24 protein-coding genes are annotated in these 22,412 nt (G+C 71.7%); 7 read left to right on the forward strand and 17 right to left on the reverse strand.

Annotated elements, in window-relative coordinates; all coding sequences use genetic code 11:
* Positions 1-391: 391 nt before the first annotated feature.
* The 3 genes from ACFYPG_RS31595 to recO all read right to left on the reverse strand — a co-directional run bounded on the left by ACFYPG_RS31595 (position 392) and on the right by recO (position 2,332).
* Complete coding sequence (locus ACFYPG_RS31595; RefSeq protein WP_030336441.1) at positions 392-577, reverse strand: hypothetical protein; 186 nt, start codon at positions 575-577, stop codon at positions 392-394.
* Positions 578-648: 71 nt separating this feature from the next.
* Positions 649-1,461, reverse strand: coding sequence for an isoprenyl transferase (locus tag ACFYPG_RS31600; RefSeq protein WP_355009270.1), 813 nt, complete (start codon positions 1,459-1,461; stop codon positions 649-651).
* Between the two features lie 4 nt (positions 1,462-1,465).
* The gene (gene recO / locus ACFYPG_RS31605) at positions 1,466-2,332 is read right to left on the reverse strand and encodes a DNA repair protein RecO (protein ID WP_355009271.1); all 867 of its coding nucleotides are present in this window, start codon (positions 2,330-2,332) and stop codon (positions 1,466-1,468) included.
* A 102-nt stretch (positions 2,333-2,434) separates the two neighbouring features.
* Here recO and ACFYPG_RS31610 point away from each other — a divergent pair, with 102 nt between their 5' ends.
* A complete protein-coding gene (locus ACFYPG_RS31610) occupies positions 2,435-3,244 on the forward strand; it encodes a DUF4097 family beta strand repeat-containing protein (RefSeq protein WP_355009272.1) in 810 nt (269 codons plus the stop codon).
* Here ACFYPG_RS31610 and ACFYPG_RS31615 read toward each other — a convergent pair.
* The 8 genes from ACFYPG_RS31615 to ACFYPG_RS31650 form a co-directional block, all read right to left on the reverse strand.
* Positions 3,231-4,355 (reverse strand): acyltransferase, encoded by a 1,125-nt coding sequence (locus ACFYPG_RS31615; RefSeq protein WP_387354879.1) that lies wholly within the window; start codon positions 4,353-4,355, stop codon positions 3,231-3,233. The two genes, ACFYPG_RS31610 and ACFYPG_RS31615, sit on opposite strands and share 14 nt — an antisense overlap.
* 153 nt (positions 4,356-4,508) lie before the next feature.
* The gene (gene era, locus ACFYPG_RS31620; RefSeq protein ID WP_387354928.1) at positions 4,509-5,405 is read right to left on the reverse strand and encodes a GTPase Era; all 897 of its coding nucleotides are present in this window, start codon (positions 5,403-5,405) and stop codon (positions 4,509-4,511) included.
* Between the two features lie 5 nt (positions 5,406-5,410).
* Positions 5,411-5,797: a cytidine deaminase gene (locus ACFYPG_RS31625; protein WP_355009275.1), complete on the reverse strand. Its 387-nt coding sequence runs from the start codon at positions 5,795-5,797 to the stop codon at positions 5,411-5,413.
* A complete protein-coding gene (locus tag ACFYPG_RS31630; RefSeq protein WP_355009334.1) occupies positions 5,790-7,214 on the reverse strand; it encodes a hemolysin family protein in 1,425 nt (474 codons plus the stop codon). The genes ACFYPG_RS31625 and ACFYPG_RS31630 overlap by 8 nt, the downstream gene beginning before the upstream one ends.
* Positions 7,190-7,663: an rRNA maturation RNase YbeY gene (gene ybeY / locus ACFYPG_RS31635; protein ID WP_355009276.1), complete on the reverse strand. Its 474-nt coding sequence runs from the start codon at positions 7,661-7,663 to the stop codon at positions 7,190-7,192. The genes ACFYPG_RS31630 and ybeY overlap by 25 nt, the downstream gene beginning before the upstream one ends.
* 15 nt (positions 7,664-7,678) lie before the next feature.
* Positions 7,679-8,737, reverse strand: a complete 1,059-nt coding sequence (locus tag ACFYPG_RS31640) for a PhoH family protein (protein ID WP_145792520.1) — start codon at positions 8,735-8,737, stop codon at positions 7,679-7,681.
* A gap of 130 nt (positions 8,738-8,867) precedes the next feature.
* Complete coding sequence (locus ACFYPG_RS31645) at positions 8,868-10,235, reverse strand: serine hydrolase domain-containing protein (RefSeq protein ID WP_387354880.1); 1,368 nt, start codon at positions 10,233-10,235, stop codon at positions 8,868-8,870.
* Between the two features lie 26 nt (positions 10,236-10,261).
* Positions 10,262-10,621, reverse strand: coding sequence for a histidine triad nucleotide-binding protein (locus ACFYPG_RS31650; RefSeq protein ID WP_387354881.1), 360 nt, complete (start codon positions 10,619-10,621; stop codon positions 10,262-10,264).
* A gap of 97 nt (positions 10,622-10,718) precedes the next feature.
* Between ACFYPG_RS31650 and ACFYPG_RS31655 the strand changes: the two genes are divergently transcribed.
* Positions 10,719-11,480: an SDR family oxidoreductase gene (locus ACFYPG_RS31655; protein ID WP_355009278.1), complete on the forward strand. Its 762-nt coding sequence runs from the start codon at positions 10,719-10,721 to the stop codon at positions 11,478-11,480.
* Between the two features lie 72 nt (positions 11,481-11,552).
* Positions 11,553-12,464 (forward strand): polyphosphate kinase 2, encoded by a 912-nt coding sequence (ppk2, locus tag ACFYPG_RS31660; protein ID WP_355009279.1) that lies wholly within the window; start codon positions 11,553-11,555, stop codon positions 12,462-12,464.
* 4 nt (positions 12,465-12,468) lie between these two features.
* On the opposite strand, the gene ACFYPG_RS31665 is transcribed toward ppk2, so the two are convergent.
* The 3 genes from ACFYPG_RS31665 to hrcA all read right to left on the reverse strand — a co-directional run bounded on the left by ACFYPG_RS31665 (position 12,469) and on the right by hrcA (position 15,448).
* The gene (locus tag ACFYPG_RS31665) at positions 12,469-13,203 is read right to left on the reverse strand and encodes a 16S rRNA (uracil(1498)-N(3))-methyltransferase (RefSeq protein ID WP_387354883.1); all 735 of its coding nucleotides are present in this window, start codon (positions 13,201-13,203) and stop codon (positions 12,469-12,471) included.
* Position 13,204: 1 nt separating this feature from the next.
* Positions 13,205-14,350 (reverse strand): molecular chaperone DnaJ, encoded by a 1,146-nt coding sequence (gene dnaJ, locus ACFYPG_RS31670; protein ID WP_181518639.1) that lies wholly within the window; start codon positions 14,348-14,350, stop codon positions 13,205-13,207.
* 75 nt (positions 14,351-14,425) lie between these two features.
* Positions 14,426-15,448: a heat-inducible transcriptional repressor HrcA gene (gene hrcA / locus ACFYPG_RS31675; protein ID WP_355009281.1), complete on the reverse strand. Its 1,023-nt coding sequence runs from the start codon at positions 15,446-15,448 to the stop codon at positions 14,426-14,428.
* Between the two features lie 225 nt (positions 15,449-15,673).
* Between hrcA and ACFYPG_RS31680 the strand changes: the two genes are divergently transcribed.
* Complete coding sequence (locus ACFYPG_RS31680; protein ID WP_387354885.1) at positions 15,674-16,336, forward strand: DUF4870 domain-containing protein; 663 nt, start codon at positions 15,674-15,676, stop codon at positions 16,334-16,336.
* Between the two features lie 66 nt (positions 16,337-16,402).
* Here ACFYPG_RS31680 and hemW read toward each other — a convergent pair whose 3' ends face one another.
* Positions 16,403-17,626, reverse strand: a complete 1,224-nt coding sequence (gene hemW / locus ACFYPG_RS31685; RefSeq protein ID WP_387354930.1) for a radical SAM family heme chaperone HemW — start codon at positions 17,624-17,626, stop codon at positions 16,403-16,405.
* A gap of 19 nt (positions 17,627-17,645) precedes the next feature.
* Between hemW and ACFYPG_RS31690 the strand changes: the two genes are divergently transcribed.
* Positions 17,646-18,434: an enoyl-CoA hydratase-related protein gene (locus tag ACFYPG_RS31690; RefSeq protein ID WP_355009283.1), complete on the forward strand. Its 789-nt coding sequence runs from the start codon at positions 17,646-17,648 to the stop codon at positions 18,432-18,434.
* A gap of 43 nt (positions 18,435-18,477) precedes the next feature.
* Here the strand turns inward: ACFYPG_RS31690 and ACFYPG_RS31695 are convergent, their stop codons facing one another.
* A complete protein-coding gene (locus tag ACFYPG_RS31695) occupies positions 18,478-19,242 on the reverse strand; it encodes an SDR family NAD(P)-dependent oxidoreductase (RefSeq protein ID WP_355009284.1) in 765 nt (254 codons plus the stop codon).
* A 312-nt stretch (positions 19,243-19,554) separates the two neighbouring features.
* On the opposite strand from ACFYPG_RS31695, the gene ACFYPG_RS31700 reads away from it, so the two are divergent.
* Positions 19,555-20,415 carry a hypothetical protein gene (locus ACFYPG_RS31700; RefSeq protein ID WP_355009285.1) on the forward strand — a complete coding sequence of 287 codons (861 nt, stop codon included), beginning with the start codon at positions 19,555-19,557 and terminating at the stop codon, positions 20,413-20,415.
* 221 nt (positions 20,416-20,636) lie between these two features.
* Positions 20,637-21,539 (forward strand): phytanoyl-CoA dioxygenase family protein, encoded by a 903-nt coding sequence (locus ACFYPG_RS31705; protein WP_124820442.1) that lies wholly within the window; start codon positions 20,637-20,639, stop codon positions 21,537-21,539.
* A gap of 103 nt (positions 21,540-21,642) precedes the next feature.
* Here ACFYPG_RS31705 and ACFYPG_RS31710 read toward each other — a convergent pair whose 3' ends face one another.
* Positions 21,643-22,284 (reverse strand): MOSC domain-containing protein, encoded by a 642-nt coding sequence (locus ACFYPG_RS31710; protein ID WP_387354888.1) that lies wholly within the window; start codon positions 22,282-22,284, stop codon positions 21,643-21,645.
* Between the last annotated feature and the right edge of the window lie 128 nt (positions 22,285-22,412).

Below are 22,412 nucleotides of genomic sequence, written 5' to 3' on the forward strand. Positions count from 1 at the left end.
TCACATCGTTCTGTGTCGCGGTCATCACGGCACCCTCCTCACCAGGCACAACGCCTGGCAGGTCAGGCCGGAAACACCTTTAGATCCACAGACCCGGCCGCATCGATCATGGAGTTGTGGTGGTGGATATAAGCCGCAAGAACATCGAATCTGGCCACCACAACTGCATGATCGACCGGGTCAAGGCTGGATGCGGCGTGGTTGGGGCGAGGTCGGGGCGCGGGCGCGGAGGGGCTGGGGCTGGGGCGGGGCAGGCGCAGGGGTGGGTCGGGGAACACGCGGGCGGGGACCACACGCGGGGCGGGGACCACAGGCGGGGTGAGTTGGTGGGGACGCGACGGCGCCGCCCGCACGGGAGTGCGGACGACGCCGAGGACAGAAAAGGGATCGGTCAGAAGAAGCGGCGGCGCTTGGCCTTCTGCGGACGGATCAGGTCCGCACCCTTGGTCAGCAGCCGGGTCGCCCCGGAGGGACCACGCCGGGCCTCCAGGGTGTGGCTGAGTCGGCGGGCGCCGGCCGCGGCCAGCGGCACCGCGATAGCCATCACCGCCCACTGGGCAATGCGCTTCTGGATCATGTGGGTTCACCTCCGTCAGTGGATTCTGACGTCTCTGATACCCAGAGTGACGTGCGGGTAAGCGCGTCGGCTCAGATAACCGGGGCGACCGGGTTGGGTAGCGCGCCGCCGAAGCGTCGGTCCCGCTGGGCGTAGAGCTCGCACGCGTACCAGAGGTGGCGACGGTCGAAGTCGGGCCAGAGCGTGTCCAGGAAGACCAACTCGGCGTACGCGGTCTGCCAGAGCAGGAAGTTGGAGATCCGTTCCTCACCGGAAGGGCGCAGGAACAGGTCAACCTCCGGGATCTCCGGGTGGTAGAGGTACTTCGCCACGGTCTTCTCGGTGACCTTCGCCGGGTCCAACCGGCCGGCAGCCACGTCCCGTGCGATCGCGGCGGCGGCGTCACCGATCTCGGCCTGCCCGCCGTAGTTGACGCAGAACTGCAGGGTCAGCGTCGAGTTGTCGCGGGACATCTCCTCGGCGGTCTGCAGCTCGGTGATGACGCTCTTCCACAGTCGACCGGGCCGGCCCGACCACACCACCCGTACGCCCAGGTCGACCAGTTGGTCACGGCGGCGACGGATCACGTCCCGGTTGAACCCCATCAGGAACCGGACCTCGTCGGGCGAGCGCCGCCAGTTCTCGGTGGAGAACGCGTACGCCGACAGGTACGGGATGCCCATCTCGATGGCGCCCTCGATGGTGTCGAAGAGGCTGTGCTCCCCCGCCTCGTGCCCCTTGGTGCGGGGCAGCCCGCGGTCCTTGGCCCAGCGGCCGTTGCCATCCATCACCACCGCCACGTGCTTCGGCACCGCGTCGGTGGGCAGCGCCGGCGGTCGGGCCCCGGACGGGTGTGGCACCGGCGGGGTCGGCTCGCGCCGGCCGGCCTTCTTCGATCGAATCACTCGGTCACTCCCTGTTCGCGCCGTCCGCCCCGGCCTCGACGTCGCCGCGTGGCCGGAGCACCACGGCCCCGGTGCCTTCCGGCGGAGGGGCCGTGCCGGCCGCCGAGGGACCCCGGTCGACCAGCGGCAGCGAGCGTAGCGCGCGCTCCAGGTGCCACTGCAGGTGAGCCGCGACCAGCCCACTGCACTCTCGACGTACGGCGGTGTCGGTGGCATCGGCGATCACCCAGTCGCCGGAGGTCAGCGCGGACATCAGGTCGATGGTGGCCGGGGCGGGATGAGCCGCCCCGGGGGGCCGGCAGTCCGGACAGACCGCGCCGCCGGCCGGAACGGAGAACGCCCGGTGCCGCCCGGGCGTGCCGCAGACCGCGCAGGCGACCAGCGCCGGCGCCCAGCCGGCCAGGGACATCCCGCGCAGCAGGTACGCGTCGAGCACCAGGGTGGTGGCATGCTCGCCCCGGGACAGCGCCTTCAGCGCGCCGATGGTGAGCTGGAACAGCCGCAGCGACGGCTCCCGTTCCACCGGGGTCAGCCGCTCGGCGGTCTCGGCGATCGCGCTGGCCGCCGTGTAGCGCGGATAGTCGCCCAGGAACCGTTTGCCGTACAGGTCGATGCCCTCGACCTGGCTCACGGTGTGCAGTGAACTGCCGTGGTTGCCCTTCGGGTCGCCGGCGAGTTGGAGGTCGACGTGGCCGAACGGCTCCAGCCGGGCACCGAACTTGCTGGTGGTGCGGCGGATGCCTCGAGCCACCGCGCGTAGCCGGCCGTGCCGGCGGGTGAGCAGGGTGATGATCCGGTCGGACTCGCCGAGCTTCTGCACACGCAGCACCACCGCGTCGTCGCGGTAGAGCTGTCGGCGATACCCGGCCATCGGGCCATTCTCCCTCGGGGTGTGAAATCAGGGTTGGTTCGGGGTGCAAGCGCGGTTGAACCCCGATGCGGCGGCCTCGTGCCCGGCCGTAGCGTGCTGGTCATGGCCCTGCACCTGACCCCCACCGCCCGCCGTCGTCGCGTCGCCGCTCCCGTCGCGCTGGGGCTCGCCACCACCCTCATCGTGCTCGCCGGGTGCGACAACCTGTCGTTCCGTCGGCTCGACTACGACAACACCGAGGCGGCCCGGATCACCACGGTCCGGGTCTCCGGGGGTTCAGGCGACGTGGTGATCCGCGGCACCGGCGCGGCGTCCGAGGTGCGGATCAAGCGAGTGGTTCGCTACCAGGGCGGTGAACCGGACAACACCCGCTACGAGATCAAGGGCAGCGAGTTGGTGCTGGACACCGACTGTGGCTCGCGATGCAGCATCTCCTACGAGGTGACGGTGCCGGAGGGTGTGGCGGTAAAGGGCGAGACCAGCTCCGGCAACGTCGAGCTGAGCCGGGTCGGCACCGTGGAGCTACAGGTGCGCTCGGGCGACGTGCGGATCTCCGGTGCGTCGGGCGCGGTCGGCGTGGAGGCCCAGTCGGGCAACATCGAGGTGAACGAGGCCGCCGCGGCGGTACGGCTGCGCGCCTCGTCGGGAGACATCACCGCACGCCGGCTGGGCGGCACTGTCGACGCCGAGGCCAGCTCGGGCAATGTCAACGTGGAGCTGGACAAGCCCGCCTCGGCCCGCGTCCACGCCTCCAGCGGTGACGTCACGCTGGTGGTGCCGCAGGGCAGCTACCGGGTCCGGTCCAACGCCGATTCCGGCGACGAGACCGTGACCGTCGCCGACAACCCGGCGGCGTCCCTGGTGCTCGACGGTTCGGCCAACAGCGGCAACCTCACGATCAGCGAGCGTTGATCTCGACGCCGGCCGGCTCCCCGGCCGTCCGCTGCGCCGGCACCACCGGTCGTCCGACGGTCGCCCCGGCACCGGCTTCGGCACCCGGCCGGGCCGCCGCGTCGGCGGACGGCGTCGGGCCACCGGGGATCAGCTCCGGGCGGCGGCGGGCGGCGACGTCCTCGACCCACCCGACGGCCAGGGTGACCAGCCCGACCAGGGCGAAGACCAGCAGCACCCGGATGGCCAGGCCCACCGGGTCCTGGTGGGACCAGCCCACCACGTCGACCAGTGGGGTGAGCGCCACCACGAACGGCATGTGCCAGAGGTAGACGGTGAGCGCCCGCCGGTTGAGCACTGTCACCGCCCGGTCGGCCGGTCGGCTCCGGCTCAGCCAGGCCACCCCGGCCGGCGCCCGGCCCAGCACGATCAGGATGAACGCGGCCGACCAGAGGGCGTTGCCCAGGGGGTTGTCGTTCAGGTCGTACCCACGCGGACCGGGATGCTCGACGATCCAGGCGCCGCCGCCCCCGGCGAGGGCGAGGGCCACCGGGTACAGCAGTCGGCCGGAGAGCCGGCGCAGCATCCCGGCGTGGTGGGCGAAGCCGAGCAGCCACGCGCCGAAGTAGAGCCCGAACTCGCGCAGCACCGGCGGTGCCGGGTAGATCCCCACCTCGATGGTCACCAGCAGGAGGTACGGGGCGAGCACTGTCATCAGCGGGGCACGCCGGAACAGCCAGAACGCGACAGGCGAGGCGAGCACGAACCAGAGATAGTCGCGCAGGTACCAGATGGTGCTCAGCGCCAGCGCGCCCCAGTGGTTGGCCGGCGGGTCGGCGATCGGGAACAGCCACAGCAGCACCCGAGGGCTCACCGACAACCCGCTGAACAGCATGGCCGGCACGAAGACCACCGCGAGCACCCACAGCGACGGCAGCAGCCGACGCAGCCTACGCCCGACCGCCGCCGGGCCGACCCGGGTCAGCGACGCGGCCATCAGTGAGCCTGCCAGCGCGAACATCACCGACATGGCGGGGAAGACGAGGGTGAGGGTCGCCCATCCGGTGACGTGGTAAACGACCACTCGAATGATGGCCAGGGCACGGAGGAGGTCGAGGTACCTGTTGCGCATCAGCCTGCATCTCGGTCGGGGACGCGGGGCACGACTTTCCTACCCTGCGTGTCGCCCGTACCAAACGACGGCTGTGCCGGCCAGGCGTGAACATCCCCGGCTGCCCGACCGACGGCGATGGTGCCGCCGGTCGGGCACCGCCGACGAGGTGGGTCAGAAGCCCAGCTTGCGCAGTTGCTTCGGGTCGCGCTGCCAGTCCTTCGCGACCCGCACGTGCAGGTCGAGGTAGACCCGACCGCCGAGCAGTTCCTCGATCTGCTTGCGGGCGGTGGTGCCGACCTCCTTGAGCCGACTCGCCTTGTGCCCGAGCACGATGGCCTTCTGGCTGGGCCGCTCCACGTACAGGTCGGCGTAGATCTTCATGACCTGACCCTCGGGGATCATCTCCTCCACCACCACGGCGATGGAGTGCGGCAGCTCGTCGCGGACCCCCTCCAGGGCGGCCTCGCGGATCAGCTCGGCGACAAGCACCTGCTCGGGATCGTCGGTGAGCATGTCGTCCGGGTAGAGCTGCGGCGACGGCGGCAGGTACTTGGTCATCACGTCGACGAGGGTGTCCACCTGGTGCCCGGACACGGCGCTCACCGGCACGATCTCGGCGAACTCCCCCATCTTGCTGACCGCGAGCAACTGCTCCGCCAGTTGGCGCTTGTCCACCAGGTCGGTCTTGGTGACCACCGCCAGCACTGTCGCCTTCAACTCGGCCAGCTCACCGGTAATGAACTTGTCACCGCGCCCGACCGGCTCGTTCGCCGGGATGCAGAGGCCGATCACGTCGACCTCGGTCCAGGTGGAGCGGACCAGGTCGTTGAGACGTTCGCCGAGCAGCGTACGGGGGCGGTGCAGGCCCGGTGTGTCGACGAGGACCAGCTGCGACTCCGGTCGGTGCAGCACTGCCCGGATGACGTGCCGGGTGGTCTGCGGCTTGTTCGAGGTGATGGCGATCTTGGTGCCGACGATGGCGTTGGTCAGCGTCGACTTGCCGGCGTTGGGGCGACCGACGAAGCAGCCGAACCCCGCCCGGTACGGACGCGCCTGCGGATCCTGCACCGGGCTCACTGGGTCACCGTGCCGAGGACCGTGCCGTCCGGAGCGGCCACGTGGACCGGTGCGTCCGCCGCGAGATCCCGTACCGCCGCGTGCCCGGCACCATCCAGCGTCGACGCTTCGGTCACCACCACCGCCGCCTCCAACCGACTCGCGCCGGCAGCCACGGCCGACGCCACCGCCAACTGCAACGCGGTGAGCGTCAGCGACGGCAGCGCGACACTGGCCGCCGCGTACGTCCGGCCGTCCTGGTCGCGGACCGCGGCGCCCTCGACGGCACCGACCCGCGCCCGGGCTCCCCGGGCCAGGACGACGAGCTTGCCGTCCTCGGCGCTCAGCGCGCCCGACGCGGTGGGGGTGGGCCGGGCGGCAGGCGCGGTGGGTGTTTCAGGCATCGGCGGATTGCCTCTCATCGTCTCGATAGTTGTCCGTGTCGTCCCCGGGGCCGGCGTGCTCGCCGCGCCCCGTGGTGTCCTGCTCATCGCCCGGCTCCACCCGAGTGACCAGGACGGTGTCGATCCGGTTGCGCCGCCCGGTGGTGCCCTCGGCGACCAGGCGGAGACCGGCGACCTCGGCCTCGGCGCCCGGGATCGGCACCCGCCCCAGCGACTGGGCGAGCAGACCGCCGACCGTCTCCACCTCGTCGGTGGGCAGGTCGGTGTCGAACATCTCGCCGAGATTCTCCACCGGCAGGCGAGCGGTCACCCGCACCGAGGAGTCCGCCAGACGTTCGACGGGCGGGCGCTCGACATCGTACTCGTCGGTGATCTCACCGACGATCTCCTCGAGGATGTCCTCGATGGTGACCAGACCGCCGGTGCCGCCGTACTCGTCGACCACGATGACCAGGTGGTTGCGGGCCGCCTGCATCTCGGACAGCAGGTCGTCGACCGGCTTGGACTCCGGTACGAAGGTCGCCGGGCGCATCAGCTCGGCCACCGGCAACTGCTCGGCCCGCGGGTCCCCGCCACGGGAGCGCCGGATCAGGTCCTTGAGGTAGAGCACCCCCAGCACGTCGTCGACGCTCTCGCCGATCACCGGGATGCGGGAGAAACCGGAGCGCAGGAAGAGCGCCAGCGCCTGCGCGAGCGTCTTGCCCTCCTCGATCCACACCATCTCGGTACGCGGCACCATCACCTCACGGGCGATGGTGTCGCCGAGCGCGAAGACGGAGTGGATCATCTGGCGTTCGCCGTGCTCGACCACGCCGCGCTGCTCGGCCAGGTCGACCAGCTCCCGCAGCTCCACCTGGGTGGCGAACGGGCCTTCCCGGAAGCCGCGCCCCGGGGTGACCGCGTTGCCGATCAGGATCAGCAGCGACGCGAGCGGGTTGAGCGCCCGGCCCAGCCAGCGGACCAGCGGTGCCACCGCACGACCCACGGCGTAGGCGTGCTGCCGGCCGATGGTGCGCGGGGCGACGCCCACCACCACGAAGCTGACCACTGTCATCGCGCCGGCGGTCACCAGTGCGGCCCGCCAGCCGGCGCCGAAGCTGTCCACCGCCACGAGCGCCACCAGTGTGGTGGCGGTCAGCTCGGCGAGCAGCCGCAACAGCAGGAGCAGGTTGAGGTGCCGGACGACGTCGCCGGCCACGACCTGGAGCGTACGGGCGCCGCGCACGCCGTCGCGGGCCAGCTCGGCGGCTCGGGCCGGTGAGACCGCGGCGAGGGCCGCCTCGGTCATCGCGATCAGGCCGGCCAGCACCACGAGACCGGCCGCGAAGACGATCAGCTGAAAGTCGGGAAGGCCGGCGGTGGCGCCGGCCGCGAGTAACGGAGGAGTGGACATCACTGGGTGCGGGTCGACCGCCAGCTCGACAGCAGCCGAGCCTGGAGTGCGAACATCTCCCGCTCCTCCTCCGGCTCGGCGTGGTCGTAACCGAGCAGGTGCAGCACCCCGTGCACGGTGAGCAGGTGCAGCTCGTCGGCGGGCGCGTGCCCGGCGGTCGCCGCCTGCTTGGCCGCCACCTCGGGGCAGAGCACGATGTCGCCGAGCAGGGCGGGCTCGCCGCCGGCCGGTGCGGACTCACCCGGGCCGTGGTCGACGCTGCCCTCGTCCATGGGGAAGGCGAGGACGTCGGTCGGGCCGTCGCCACCCATCCAGCGGTGGTTCAGCTCGGTCATGTAGTCGATGTCGACCAGCAGCACTGACAGCTCGGCGAGGGGGTTGACCCCCATCTCGTCGAGGGCGTGCCGGGCGACGGCGAGCACGGCGTCGGTGTCGACGTCGACACCGGACTCGTTGGCGATCTCGATGGACAACTGCTTTCCTCTGCTTTAGCGGCGGCGGGCGGCCCGGCCGCCCTGGGCGGGTCGCCCAGGCACGGCGTGAACGCCCTGCGCCTGCTGGTTCTCCCGCTCGGCGTCCCAGCGGGCGTACGCGTCGACGATCTCCCCGACCAGCTGGTGGCGGACCACGTCGGAGCTGGACAACTGGGAGAAGTGCACGTCATCGACGTTTTCCAGGATCTCCCGGACCACCCGCAGCCCGCTGCTCGTCCCGCCGGGAAGGTCCACCTGGGTGATGTCACCGGTCACGACGATCTTGGAGTTGAAGCCGAGTCGGGTGAGGAACATCTTCATCTGCTCGGGCGTCGTGTTCTGCGCCTCGTCCAGGATGATGAACGCGTCGTTGAGCGTCCGACCCCGCATGTAGGCGAGGGGGGCGACCTCGATCGTGCCGGCGGCCATCAGCTTCGGGATGGTCTCCGGGTCGAGCATGTCGTGCAGCGCGTCGTAGAGCGGGCGCAGGTACGGATCGATCTTCTCGTTGAGCGTGCCGGGCAGGAAGCCCAGTCGCTCGCCCGCCTCGACCGCCGGCCGGGTGAGGATGATCCGGTTGACCTGCTTGGCCTGCAACGCCTGGACGGCCTTCGCCATCGCCAGGTAGGTCTTTCCGGTGCCGGCCGGGCCGATGCCGAAGACGATGGTGTGGGTGTCGATCGCGTCGACGTACTTCTTCTGCCCGAGCGTCTTGGGGCGGATGGTGCGCCCGCGCCGGGAGAGGATGTTGAGTGTCAGGACCTCGGCGGGCCGCTCGGCGCTGCCCTGCTCGAGCATGCCGACGGTACGCCGGACGGCGTCACTGGTCAGGGTCTCGCCTTTCTCGATGAGTTCGAGGAGCTCGCTGAAGACCCGCTCGGCGAGGGCGTTGTCCGCGGGGTCACCGGTGATGGTGATCTCGTTGCCGCGAACGTGCACGTCGCTGGTGACCGAGCGTTCGACGAGCCTGAGGATCTCGTCGCCTGCGCCGAGCAGATTGACCATGATCTTCGGGTCGGGCACGGTGATCCTGGTCTGCACCCGGGGCGGGCCGGGAGGTGGGGTGCCGGTCATAGGTTGGGCCGAAGGGCCCTGCGCACCTGCTCTCGATCTCGGCGCCGGCCTGCTGGCCTGGCGTGCGGACGTTACACCCATCGTATCGGTTCAACGCGGGGCGCATCGCGCCCATTTCCGCTGGCCGCGATCAACTCCCGGCCCGGAAGTCGTACCGGTCGAAGGTCTCCTGGTGGCGGGTGAACCGGTACGTCGCCCAGTGCATCCGGACCACCGCGCCGGCCTCGTCCCGGGTCAGCCGTAGCAGCTCCCCGACCTCCCGACCGGAGACCACCCGGAACACGTCCGGCTGGTCCGGCAGCGGGGTGAAGATCGCCGGCGGACGTCCGGTCGGGTCACCGACCCCGCGCGCCCGCAGGGTGCCGTCGTGCCACGAGAAGACGTACTCGGAGCCCTCGCCCCACCAGCGGCCGAGCACACCCCGCAGGGCCGCCGGCGCGGGTGCGCCGGGTCGCCAGGGCTCGATCTCGGCCGGGTCGCGCTCGACCGCCGCGGCGAGCAGTCGGTGCGACAGATCGAACAGATCGGTCGCCGTGCCGGACGAGCCGAGCACGGCGGCGCCCATCGCCCCGGGCGTGCCGTCACCGCCGCGACGGCCGTACGCCCCGGCGAGGAACCCGGGCATCGCCCCGTCGTGCCCCACGTGCATCACCCGCTCCCCCTGCGGGATCAGGATCAGCCCGAGCCCGAAGCCCGCGCCCCAGAGCGTCTCGTCGGTGGTGGTCAGCGGCCACCGCATCTCGTCCAGGGTGGCCGGGGCGAGGACCGCGCCGGACGGGTCCAGCGCCGCCGGGTCGGCCAGGAACGCCGCCCAGCGGGCCATGTCGGTAGCGGTGCTCCAGAGCTGGGCGGCCGGGCCGACCGCGCCGAAGTCGGTCGGCGGTTCCGGGTGCGCCTCGTCGGAGTACGCGTCGACCAGGAACCCGGTGGCCGCCGTCGGGCGTGGGGTCACCGTGGTGTCGGTCAGCCCCAGCGGAGTCAGGATCCGCTCGGTGAGCGCCTGCGCCCAGCTGCCGCCCCGGAGCCGGGCGACGAGTTGGCCGAGTACGGCCACGCCCAGGTTGGAGTAGTGGAACCGCCGGCCGGTCGGCAGCACCCGCTCGGCCCGGTCCAGCTCGGCGACCAGTTGGTCGTCGTCCGGTGCGCGCAGGCTGTCCCACACATCGCCGAACGGCTCGCGTTGCAGGCCGCCGGTGTGCGACAGCAACCGGCGTACGGTCAGCTCGCCGTGCGCCGGGAGGTCGAGGTGCCGGCCCACCGGGTCGTCCAGGTCCAGCAGCCCGTCGTCGCGGCACTGCAGGACCAGCACCGCGGTGAACGTCTTGGTGATCGAGCCGATCCGGAACTGGGTGCCCGCGCCCAGAGGGCTGTCGGTGCCGGTCTCGCCGACGGTGCAGCTCCAGAGCGGTCGGTCGGCCCGGTGCAGGGCCGCGGAGATCGCCGGCACCCGCGCTTCGGCCTGCACCCGCCGGACCAACCGGGCCAGGTGCTCATCCACCCCAGAGCCGGGTGCCGCCCCTGGGGTCACGCCAGGTCCCGGGCGAGCATCGGGCCGAGCGGCACACCACCGAGCAGGTGCGCGTGCACGTGGAACACCTCCTGCCCGCCGTACGCGCCGGTGTTGAACATCAGCCGGAAACCGTCGCCGAGCAGCCCCTCGTCCTCGGCCACGGCGGCGGACGTCGCCAGCACGTCGGCGGCCAGCGCCGGGTCACCCTGGGCGAGCGTGGCGACGTCGGCGTAGTGCTCCTTCGGAATGACCAGGACGTGCACCGGCGCCTTCGGGTCGATGTCGCGGAAGGCGAGCGTGGTGTCGGTCTCCCGGACCACTGTGGCCGGGATCTCCCCAGCGACGATGCGGCAGAACAGGCAGTCGGATCCCATCGGAGCAGTGTAGGGACCAACGGGCCGGGGACACTCCGGCGCGGCGACCGCCACCGGCCTGTTCGCGGGGAAGGCACGCTGAGGCAGGATGGCCGGCATGACGGATCGGGCGGTACTCGTGACCGGGGCCTCGCGCGGGATCGGCCGCGCGGTGGCGGAGGCGTTCGCGGCCGGCGGTGACCGGGTGGCCATCCACCACCGGGACTCCGCCGAGGCGGCCGAGGAGCTGCGCGCGCAGCTGCCGGGCACCGGGCACGTGGTGGTCCGCGCCGACCTCACCGATCCGGACGCGGTCCGGGCCATGGTCGACCGGGCCGCCGAATTGCTCGGCGGGCTGGACGTGCTGGTCAACAACGCCGGGACGTACGGCGACCGCGACGACCCGCACCCGATCTTCGGTGCCTCGTACGAGCAGTGGCAGCAGCGCTGGCGGCAGGTGGTGGAGACCAACCTGACCGGCGCCGGCAACGCCATCTGGTGCGCCGCCCAGCACATGCGCGAACGCGGCGGGCGGATCGTCAACGTCTCGTCCCGTGGCGCGTTCCGTGGCGAGCCGCACCAGCCGGCGTACGGGGCCAGCAAGGCGGGGCTCAACGCGCTGGGCCAGTCCCTCGCTGTGGCGCTCGCGCCGTACGGCATCGCGGTCGCCACCGTCGCGCCGGGCTTCGTGGCGACCGACATGGTCACCGAGTACCTGCGCGGTGAGGAGGGCGTGGCCATCCGGGCGCAGAGCCCGTTCGACCGGGTGGGCAGACCGGAGGAGATCGCCGCCGCCGTGCACTGGCTCGCCTCGCCGCAGGCCGAGTGGGCCTCCGGCACGATCGTCGACCTCAACGGCGCCTCGTACCTGCGCAGTTGAGGTCGACGCGAGCGGCAAATCACCTGGCCAGGGATGTGGTTGGCGGTTCGTGGGCGGGTAAGTCTCACCGACATGGCCGACTCCGCGCTGCTGGACCTCACCGCCGACTACCGGGTGGCCGATGGCCACGACGACGACCCTGTCCTGCTCCGCCCCGACGGCACCCCCGTCGAGACCTGGCGCGAGGACTACCCGTACGACGAGCGACTGGACCGCGACGAGTACGACCGTGACAAGCGGCTGCTCCAGATCGAGCTGCTGAAGCTCCAAGACTGGATCAAGGAGTCCGGCGAGCGTTTGGTGATCCTCTTCGAGGGCCGGGACGCCGCCGGCAAGGGCGGCACCATCAAACGCTTCATGGAGCACCTCAACCCGCGTGGCGCGTCGGTGGTGGCGCTCGCCAAGCCGGACGAGCGGGAAGCCGCCCAGTGGTACTTCCAGCGCTGGCTGGCACACCTGCCGGCGGCCGGCGAGATCGTGCTGTTCGACCGTTCCTGGTACAACAGGGCCGGCGTGGAGCGGGTGATGGGCTTCTGCAGCCGTAAGGAGTACCTGGAGTTTCTGCGGCAGGCCCCGGAGCTGGAACGGATGCTGGTGCGCTCGGGTATCCGGCTGGTCAAGTTCTGGTTCTCCGTCTCACAGAACGAGCAGCGCACCCGGTTCGCGATCCGCCAGGTCGACCCGGTCCGGCAGTGGAAGCTGTCTCCGATGGACATCGCCTCGCTGGACCGGTGGGACGAGTACACCGAGGCCAAGGAGGCGATGTTCTTCTGGACCGACACGGCCGACGCGCCGTGGACGGTGGTGAAGAGCAACGACAAGAAGCGGGCTCGACTCGAGGCGATTCGGCACGTGCTGCACCGCTTCGACTACACCGGCAAGGACCCCGACGTGGTCGGCACACCGGACCCGCAGATCATCGGAAACGCTGGGCTGGACCTGGGGCCGGAGGAGGAGGTCGTACCGGTGTTCCCGAGGCCCTGAACGGTCACCAGCGGCCGAGGCGGGCGGCGAGCACGCTGAGGGCCGCCACCCCGGCGGTGGAGGTGCGCAGCACGGCCGGCCCGAGGCGTACGGGTCGCCCGCCGGCCTCGGCGAAGGCGGTCAACTCGGCCGGGGCGATGCCACCCTCCGGGCCGATCACCAGCACGATCTCGCCGGTGGAGGGCAGCTCGGCGGTGGTGAGCCGGTCGTCGGCCTCCTCGTGCAGCACGAACCCGCCGGCGGCACCGGCGATCCGGCGGGCAACGGTGGCGGTGGACTCGTCCGGCGCACCGGCCACCACCGGCAGCCACGGTCGGCGGGCCTGCTTGGCCGCCTCCCGTGCGGTGGCCACCCACTTCTCCCGGGCACGTACGCCCCGGTCGCCGCGCCACTGGGTCACCGAGCGCGAGGCAGCCCAGGGCACGATCTCGTCCACCCCGACCTCGGTCATCGCCTGCACGGCCAGCTCACCCCGGTCGCCCTTGGCGATGCCCTGCACCGTCACCAACCGGGGTACTGGCGCGTCCGCGTACCCCCGGGAGGTGACGGTGACCTCCAGGCTGCCCCGGCCGACGGCCGTGACCACGGCGGCGGCCGTGCCACCCCGGCCGTCGGCCAGCAGTAACTCCTCGCCGACGCGCAACCGCTGCACTGTTGCGGCGTGGTGCCCCTCCGGGCCGTCCACTGTCAGCGCGTCGCCGGTGGGCAGCGCCTCCACCAGGAACAGCGGTGCGGACACCTCAGGCGTGCCCGTTGAACGCGTCGCGCATCCGGGAGAAGAAGCCGCCCTGCTTGGATAACTCGGCGACCTCCTCACCACGGGTCTTGGCGAAGTCGCGCAGCATCTTCTCCTGGTCCGGGTCGAGCTTGGTCGGCGTCCGCACGTCCAGGTGGACGTAGAGGTCGCCCCGGCCGGTGCCGCGCAGGTGCGGCACGCCCCGGGCGCGCAGTCGCAGCGTGCTGGCCGGCTGGGTGCCGGCCTTGACGTCGACGGTCTCCTCGCTGTCCAGCGTCTTGATGGTCAGCCGGGTGCCCAACGCGGCCGCCGTCATCGGCACCGTGACCCGGCAGTGCAGGTCGTCGCCCTTGCGGGAGTACACGTCGTGCGGGCGCTCGTGGATCTCCACGTAGAGGTCGCCGGCGGTGCCGCCGCCGGGGCCCACCTCGCCCTGCTGGGCCAGCCGGATCCGCATGCCGTCCTCGACACCGGCCGGGATCTTGACGGTCAACGAACGGCGGGTCCGCACCCGGCCGTCGCCGGCGCAGGTGGGGCAGGGGTGCGGGATGGTGGTGCCGTAGCCCTGGCACACGGTGCACGGCCGGGCGGAGACCACCTGGCCGAGGAAGGTGCGCTGCACCGACTGCACCTCGCCCCGACCACCACACGCCTCGCAGGTCGCCAGGTGCGTGCCGGCGGCCGTGCCGGCGCCGGAGCAGGTGGTGCAGAGCACCGCGGTGTCGACGGTGATCGGGGCCTCCACGCCGAAGGCCGTCTCGTGCAGGTCGAGTTCGAGCCGCAGGATCGCGTCGGCCCCAGGGCGGGTACGCGGCCGGGGGCCACGGGCGCCACCTCCGGCACCGCCGAAGAACGCGTCCATGATGTCCTGGAAACCGACGAACGGGCCGGCGCCTCCGGGGCCACCCGGGCCGCCGGCGCCGCCGCCACCAGGGGCGAGCGGGTCACCACCCAGGTCGACGATCTGCCGCTTACGGTCGTCCGAGAGGACCTCGTACGCGGCGTTGATGTCCTTGAACTTCTCCTGAGCCTCCGGGTCCGGATTGACGTCCGGGTGGAACTGGCGCGCCAGCTTGCGGTAGGCGCGCTTGATCTCGTCATCGGAGGCTTCCCGGCTCACACCGAGAATGCCGTAGTAGTCCCTGGCCACTGCGTTCCGTGTCCTCATGTTCGTCTCGCGTTGCGCCGGTCGGCGGCCGCAGCCGGCCGCATCGGCCCTGACCAATCAGTTCTGGGCCAGCAACTCGCCCACGTAGCGTGCCACGGCGCGGACCGTGGCGATGTTGCCGGGGTAGTCCATCCGGGTGGGCCCCAGCACCCCCAGGCCGCCCAGGATGGTGGTGCCCGGGCCGTACCCGGTGCTGACCACCGAGGCGGCTCGCAGGTTGTCGAACTCGTTCTCGTCGCCGATCAGCACCCGGGTCGTGCTCGGCTCGGTCTCACCGATGAGCTTGAGCAGCACGACCTCCTCCTCCAGAGCTTCGAGGATCGGCCGCAGGGAGCCCTGGAAGTCGAGCAGGCCGCCCCGGGTGAGGTTCGCGGTGCCGGCGAGGGCGATCCGCTCCTCGTGCCGCTCGACGAGCGTCTCCAGCAGGACGGTGGCGAGCGTGGTCATGGTCGGACGCAGGCCGGGCGGCGCTTCCTCGACCAGCGCCTGCACCAGCGGGGGCGTCTCGGACAGTCGGGCGTTGGCGAGCTTCTCGTTGATCAGTCGGCGCAGGTCGGTGACGTCGTCGGCGGGCACCGGGCCGGGCAGCTCCACGAGTCGCTGCTCCACCCGCCCGGTGTCGGCGATCATGACGAGCATCAACCGGGTGGTGGAGATCGGCACCAGCTCCAGGTGACGCACCGAGGAGCGGGCCAGGCTCGGGTACTGCACGACGGCGACCTGTCGGGTCAGCTGGGCGAGCAACCGCACCGTGCGGTGCACCACGTCGTCGAGGTCGACAGCGCCGACCAGGAAGCGCTCGATGGCCCGGCGCTCGGCCGGGCTGAGCGGTTTGACCCGGGACAACCGGTCGACGAAGAGGCGGTAGCCGCGGTCGGTGGGCACCCGGCCGGCACTGGTGTGCGGCTGCCGGATGTAGCCCTCCTCCTCCAGCACGGCCATGTCGTTGCGGACCGTGGCCGGAGAGACCCCCAGCTGGTGCCGCTCGACCAGCGCCTTGCTGCCGACCGGCTCCTGGGTGGAGACGTAGTCTTCGACGATGGCGCGGAGCACGGCGAGTTTCCGGTCGTCGAGACCCATCCTCCGCACCTCCTGTCGCACGTCGGCCGCCGGCGCTCTGGGCCGGCCGGGCCGTCCTGGCACTCGACTGTAGCGAGTGCCAGTCTACGTCGGCGGGCCCGCCGACGCGATGATCAACGGCCACCCTTCGGTGCGGCCCACGACACCCTGTTGGGCCGATCGGCCCGCACTGGGAGGCGAAGTCGCTCTGGTGCGGCGTTGCCACCGGCACCTACCGTGACATCCATGACTGAACCTCCTCGCCCTCCCGGGTCGGGCGACCCCGGCAACTACCCGCCGGAGCCCACCTCCCCCGGGCCGTACCCGTCGGCCGAGCCGCCCACCGCACCACTGTCCGGGGCGCCCGGCCCGGCCGGCTATCCCCCGCCCGGTGGCTATCCGCCGCCCACCGGTGACCAACCGCCGTCAGGCGGCTACCCTCCGGCAGGCGGTTACCCCCCGGCAGGCGGATACCCCCCGCCCGGGGGCTATCCCCCGCCCGGGGGCTATCCCCCGCCCGGCGGCTACCCGGCCGGTGGGGCCTACGGCGGCCCCGGCGGCGGCTACGCCAACAACGAGGACAAGACCTGGGCGCTGGTCGCGCACTTCGGCGGCGCGCTCGGCGCGCTGGTCAGTTTCGGTCCGCTGGGCTTCGTCGCCCCGCTGATCGCCTACCTGGCCCGGGGCCAGCAGTCGCCGACCGTCCGGGCGCACGCCCTCGCCGCCCTGAACTTCCAGATCCTCTGGTCGATCATCGCCTTCGTGCTGCTCTTCGTGAGCTGGTGCCTGCTCTTCCTGCCCAGCATCGCCGTCGTGGTGATCCAGATCCTGTTCGGGATCATCGCCGGCATGAAGGCCAACGAGGGCACCCCGTACCGCTACCCGATGACCGCCAACTTCATCAAGTGAACCGGGCCGGCCGCTCCCCCGGCCGGCCCGATTCACCGCCGTCCCGGTCCGGGAGCGGTGGGCCGCTCAGGGCAGCAGATCGCGGACGACCGCGTCGGCGAGCAGCCGCCCGCGCAGTGTGAGCACCGCCCGGCCGGCGGCGTACTCGTCGGCTGCCAGCAGACCGCCGGCCAGGGCCCGCTCGGCGCCGGCCCGGCCGGCCGCGTCGAGCACCGCCAGCGGGAGACCGCTGGCCAACCGCAGCCGGAGCATCACGTCCTCCATGTGCGCCTCGTCGACGGTGAGCACCTCCCGGGCCAGGCCGGGAGACTCCCCGGCGGCCAACCGCTTGGCGTACGCCGTGGGGTGCTTCACGTTCCACCAGCGGACCCCGCCGACGTGACTGTGCGCCCCCGGCCCCAGCCCCCACCAGTCCGCGCCGGTCCAGTAGAGCAGGTTGTGCCGGCAGCGGGCCTCCTCGGTGCGGGCCCAGTTGGAGACCTCGTACCAGGAGAGCCCGGCCGCGTCGAGCGCGGCCTCCGCGGCCAGGTAGCGGTCCGCGGCCACGTCGTCACTGGGGTACGCCAGCTCGCCGCGCCGCATCCGGGCGGCGAGCCGGGTGCCGTCCTCGACGATCAGGGCGTACGCGCTGACGTGGTCCACCCCGGCGGCGACGACCTGCTCCAACGAGGCGGCGAAGTCCTCGGAACGCTCCCCCGGGGTGCCGTAGATCAGGTCCAGGTTGACGTGCTCGAACCCGGCGTCACGCGCCTCCAGGGCGGCAGCGGTGGCCCGGCCGGCGCTGTGTTTGCGGTCCAGGATCGCCAGCACCCCCGGGGAGGCGGACTGCATGCCCAGCGAGATCCGGGTGTAGCCGGCGGACCGCAGCAGCTTCAACGATTCCGGGGTGACCGACTCGGGGTTGGCCTCGGTGGTCACCTCGGCGTCAGCGGCCAGCCCCCAGGTGCTGTCGATGCCGTCGAGGATGCGGGCCAGGTCGTCGGCGGGGAGCAGGGTCGGCGTGCCGCCGCCGACGAAGACGGTGTCGACCCGGGGCGGCGGAGTGTCGCCGAGCACCCGGGCGGCGAGCCTCAGCTCGGCCAGCACCGTGTCCGCGTACCCCTCGCGGCTCGCGCCGCCGCCCAGTTCGGCCGCGGTGTAGGTGTTGAAGTCGCAGTATCCGCAGCGACTGGCGCAGAACGGCACGTGCACGTACACGCCGAAGCCGCGCGCGCCGACCGCCGCGGTGGCGGTGGCGGGCAACGATCCGTCGACGGGGACGGTCTCACCATCTGGAAGGACGCCGGGCATGGCCACTAGTGTGCCCGGCATGACCTCTCCCGACGTCCTCGTGCGGGTCGCCACGGCCCGTGGGGTGACCACCCTCACCCTCGACAGCCCCCACAACCGCAACGCCCTCTCCACCGCCCTGATGACGCAGTTGCTGGCCGGGCTGGCGGACGCGGTCGCCGACGAGGCGGTGCGGGTGATCGTGCTCGACCACACCGGCCCGGTGTTCTGCTCCGGCGCGGACCTGAAGGAGACCGCCGCGGCGTACGCCAGCGGGACGGTGCCGGCCGGGATGCTGGGTGACGTGCTCGCGGCGCTCTGGGAGTGCCCGAAGCCGGTGCTGGCCCGGGTCGGCGGGCCGGCGCGGGCCGGCGGGCTGGGCCTGATCGCCGCCGCCGACCTGGCGGTCTGCGCCGACGAGGCGACCTTCGCGTTCACCGAGGTACGCATCGGGGTGATCCCTGCGGTGATCTCGGCGACCGTGCTGCCCCGGCTGCACCCCCGCGCCGCCGCCGAGCTGTATCTGACCGGGGACACCTTCGACGGCCGCCGCGCCGCCGAGGTCGGCCTGGTGACGGCCTCGGTCCCGGCGGACGGGTTGGACGACGCGGTACGGGGCTACTGCGACTCGCTGGTGCGCGGCGCCCCCGGTGCGCTGGCCGGCGCGAAGGAGCTGCTGCGTCGACCGGGCACCGCCGAGTTGCGCGCCGACCTGGCCCGACTCTCCGCCGTCTCGACGGGCTACTTCCTCTCCGACGAGGGGCGCGAGGGGGTCATGGCCTTCCGGGAGAAGCGACCGGCGCGCTGGGTTCCCGCTCTCGACGACTGACGGTCGGGGCGCCACCGTCGTTCGGCGGCGCCCCAAGGTCGGGTCACCAGGCGGTCGCGCCGCCGTCGACCGGGTAGTTCGCCCCGGTGATGTACGACGCCCGGTCGGACGCGAGGAAGACCACCAGCTCGACGACCTCCTCGGGGCGCGCGAAGCGCTTGAGGAGCGTCTTGGCCGTGATGGCGTCCCGCGCCTCCTGGTTGTCACCGAGGTCGCGTTCGCTGGCCGGGGTGAGGGTGGGCCCGGGGCTGACCGCCACCGCGCGGATGCCGTGGGGCGCACCTTCGAGGGCGAGCTGTCGCGTCATGCCGATGATGCCGGCGTTCGCGGCGGTGTGACCGACCATCGGCGGGACGTGGCCGCCGATCATTCCGGCCATGGAGGCGGCGCTGATGATGACACCGCCGCCGCGTCGGACCAGGTGCGGCCAGGCGAACTTCGACACGAAGTACGGAATGTCGAGTTCTCCGGTGATGGTGTAGCGCCAGTCCTCCACGGAGAAGTCGGGCATCGGGCCGAAGCGGAGCGCGGCGGCGTTGTTGTAGACCACGTCGAGCCCGCCGTAGGCGGCCGCGGCGTCGTCGACGAGCTTGCGTACCTGCTCGGGGTCGGTGAGGTCGACCGGCGCGATGCCGGTCATCTCGCCGCCCGCGCGCCGGACGAGTTCGACGGTCTCGTCGTTACCCGCGACCTGGAGGTCGGCCCCGACGACCTTCGCGCCCTCACGGGCGAAGGTCAGCGCCGCGACGCGGCCCAGGCCCCCGCCGGTGCCGGTGATCAGCACGACCTTGCCATCAAGCGTTCCCATGGAACTCCTCCTCGTTCAATGACCAACGCGCCCGGCTTGGGGCGGTAGGTCAGATTGACATGTCAACCGAGTTAAGTCCTTGACCGCTCAATCGCTTCCCGATATCGCGTACCCGGTGACGCGCACGACAGCCCTGCGTGTCGGAGGGGCGTGGCAGGTGAGATCGCGACCGGAGCGGGAACGTCGCCAACCGGTACGCGGCAGCGGAGCCCGCCCCGAACCGGTCGGAGTCGTCCAGGCCGGGCCCGAACCGCTCGGACGACCCGGAAGGGGCCTGCGGGGACGTACGCTTGTCGGACTGTCGATCTGGGGGTGTGGGTGCGAACTCGGGCAACCGTGGCGGGTGGAGTGGTGCTCATCCTCGTCGCCGTGATCGCGATCTGGCTCGTCGTACGACAGGTCGGCGACAACCTCGGGTTGCCGCTGGTGGCACGCAAGTGCACGGTGCAGGCCGACGGACGTGTCGCGCTGGACGCCGACCAGATGGCCAACGCGGCGACCATCGCGGCGATCGGCGCGAAGCGCGGAATGCCCGAGCGGGCCGTCGTGGTCGCGCTCGCCACCGCGTACCAGGAGTCCGGGCTGCGCAACCTCGCCGACGGCGACCGCGACTCGGTCGGCCTGTTCCAGCAGCGGCCGAGCCAGGGCTGGGGCACCCCGGCGCAGATCCGCGACCCGCGGTACGCGGCGAACAGGTTCTACGCGGCTCTCAAGAAGGTGCGCGGCTGGGAGAAGATGCGCGTCACCGACGCCGCCCAGCGGGTGCAGCGCTCGGCGTTCCCCGAGGCGTACCAGAAGTGGGCCGACGACTCCGAGGTGCTCAGCCGGGCCCTGCTCGGCGACGCCAGCGGCGCGGTCGCCTGCACCGTGGGGCGCACCCCGGCGATGCACGGTGCGGCCGCGGCCGCGCAACTGACCCGCAACCTGGTGCTGGACTGGGGGCTCAAGGGCACCGACCCGACCGACCAGACCGGGTTGGCGGTGACTCCGGGCGACCAGCGCGACGGCTGGCGGTACGCGCACTGGCTGGTCTCGCACGCCCAGGACCACGGCGTGAAGCGGGTCGGCTTCGGCGACCTGGAGTGGACCGCCCGCGGCGGCTCGTGGGGCCGGGTGGACGGCCGCCAGAACCCCGCCGGCCAGGTGGTCGCCGAGGTGTTCAACGAGGGTTGACCGACCCGGATCTCTTAACCGGCAGTCACCGCACAATCGGGCAATGCCCACTGAATCGCACTATTGATCACGCAGATCTCACTCTGTGCGTTTCTCTCACTGCGTGGGGTCCCGCCGTGGCCCAATCCCGCACCACGCCCTCCCCGAGGCCTGGACCGCCGCGTTACGATCGGCGGCCTGTGCCAGAAAAGGTTTCACCTCATGGGGAGGGGTACGACGCGGTGTTCGATTACGGCGACCGGACCGGTTACGAACCGATCAGCGACACTGACCGCAAGGAGTTCCACGAGCAGGGCTTCCTCCTGCTGCGCAACGTCCTGACGGAGGACCACCGGGCGGCGCTGGAGGCGGCTGTCGACCGCGTCTACGCGGAGGAGCAGGCCAAGGGCACCACCAAGAAGGACGGCACCCTGCACCTGCTGGGCTTCCTGGAGCGCGACGAGCTCTTCGGTGAGCTGCTGACCCACCCGATCGCCTTCCCGTACATGTGGGGGCTGGCCGGCTGGAACATCTACACCCACCACAACCACCTGGACGTCACCCCGCCGGCCGCCGAGCCGGAGAAGCCGTACTGGGGTTGGCACCAGGACGGGTACCGGCAGAACTCCGACCCGGAGACGATGGACCCGAACCTGCCTCGCCCGATGTTCTCGCTGAAGGTCGCGTACGTGCTGTCGGACCTCTCCGAGACCGGCCGCGGCGCCACCAAGGTCATCCCGGGTAGCCACCTGAAGAACTCGCTGCCCCGGCCGGCGGACCTGACCGTGCAGAACCCCGACCCGGAGGGCACGGTGGAGATCACCGCCAACCCGGGCGACGCCTTCATCTTCGACCGCCGGCAGTGGCACTCGCGGTCGACGAACCTGTCGACCATCACCCGCAAGATGCTCTTCGTCGGCTACACCTACCGGTGGATCCGTCCGCTGGACGAGCTGCACCCCGACCTGAACGGCGAGTGGTACCGCAACCGCACCCCGGTGCAGCGCCAGCTGATCGGCGAGGGCACCCACACCGCCAACTACTGGGGCATCAACTGGGACGGGTACGTCGACGACGAGATCCCGCTGCGCAAGGAGCTCAAGGAGCGCGGTCTGCTCGACCGCAACATCCCCTGGCTCCGCTGATCCCTGCTCGTGGAACGGCCCCCCGTCACGCTCAGCGATGACGGGGGGCCGTTCCGCATGTCGACGCCGGCGGTCGCCGGCCGCGTGGGCTTACGCCGACCAGTCAGCCACGGGCGGCGAGGCGGCGGCGGGCCTTCTCCCGGATCGACTCCGGCAGCTCCTCCGCCTTGAGCAACCGAGGCAGCAACTCCGGCTCCAGGCTGGTCGCCCGGAACACCTCGCCGATGGTCACACCGTGCGCCGGCCGTTCCACCACCTCGACCGGGTCGCCCGGGCCGACCTCCCCCTCGCGCAGCACCCGCAGGTAGGCGCCGGGTAGCGCCCGGGCGGTGAACCGCTTGATCAGATCCGGTACGCCCCAGAACCCGGCGAAGGTGGTGCACGGCGTACGCGGTTTGGTGACCTGGAGCAGGGCCGAACCGACCAGCCACTGCTCACCGATCACCGCGCCGGTCACGTCGACCGCGTAGGTCGACAGGTTCTCCCCGAAGCCACCCGGCCGGACGTCGCGGCCCAGCTCCGCCGCCCACCATGCGGCGTCCTCCTCCGCGTAGGCGTAGACCGCCTGGTCGGGGCCGCCGTGATGGGCTCGCTCTCCGATGAAGTCGCCGACCACCCCGTCGAAGCGGATCGGCACGGGGCCGTCCACCGGCCGCTTGTCGATGCCGCTGCGACCGCTCGCATCGCCGGCCCACTCCGCCTCGGTCACCACGCCGAGGTTCACCGCTGCCACCCTGCCCGTCATGACGGCCAGCCTAACCGCACGTCGCCGCCTGGAGGGGCCCTCACGGTCGCAGCGGAAAGTACTTGCCCAGGTGGCAAGTGACTGCTTTACTTGCCTGACAGGAAAGTTGTTTCCTTCCCTTCAGGAGC

This window comes from Micromonospora sp. NPDC005553 (assembly GCF_042871765.1).
Classification (GTDB): domain Bacteria; phylum Actinomycetota; class Actinomycetes; order Mycobacteriales; family Micromonosporaceae; genus Micromonospora.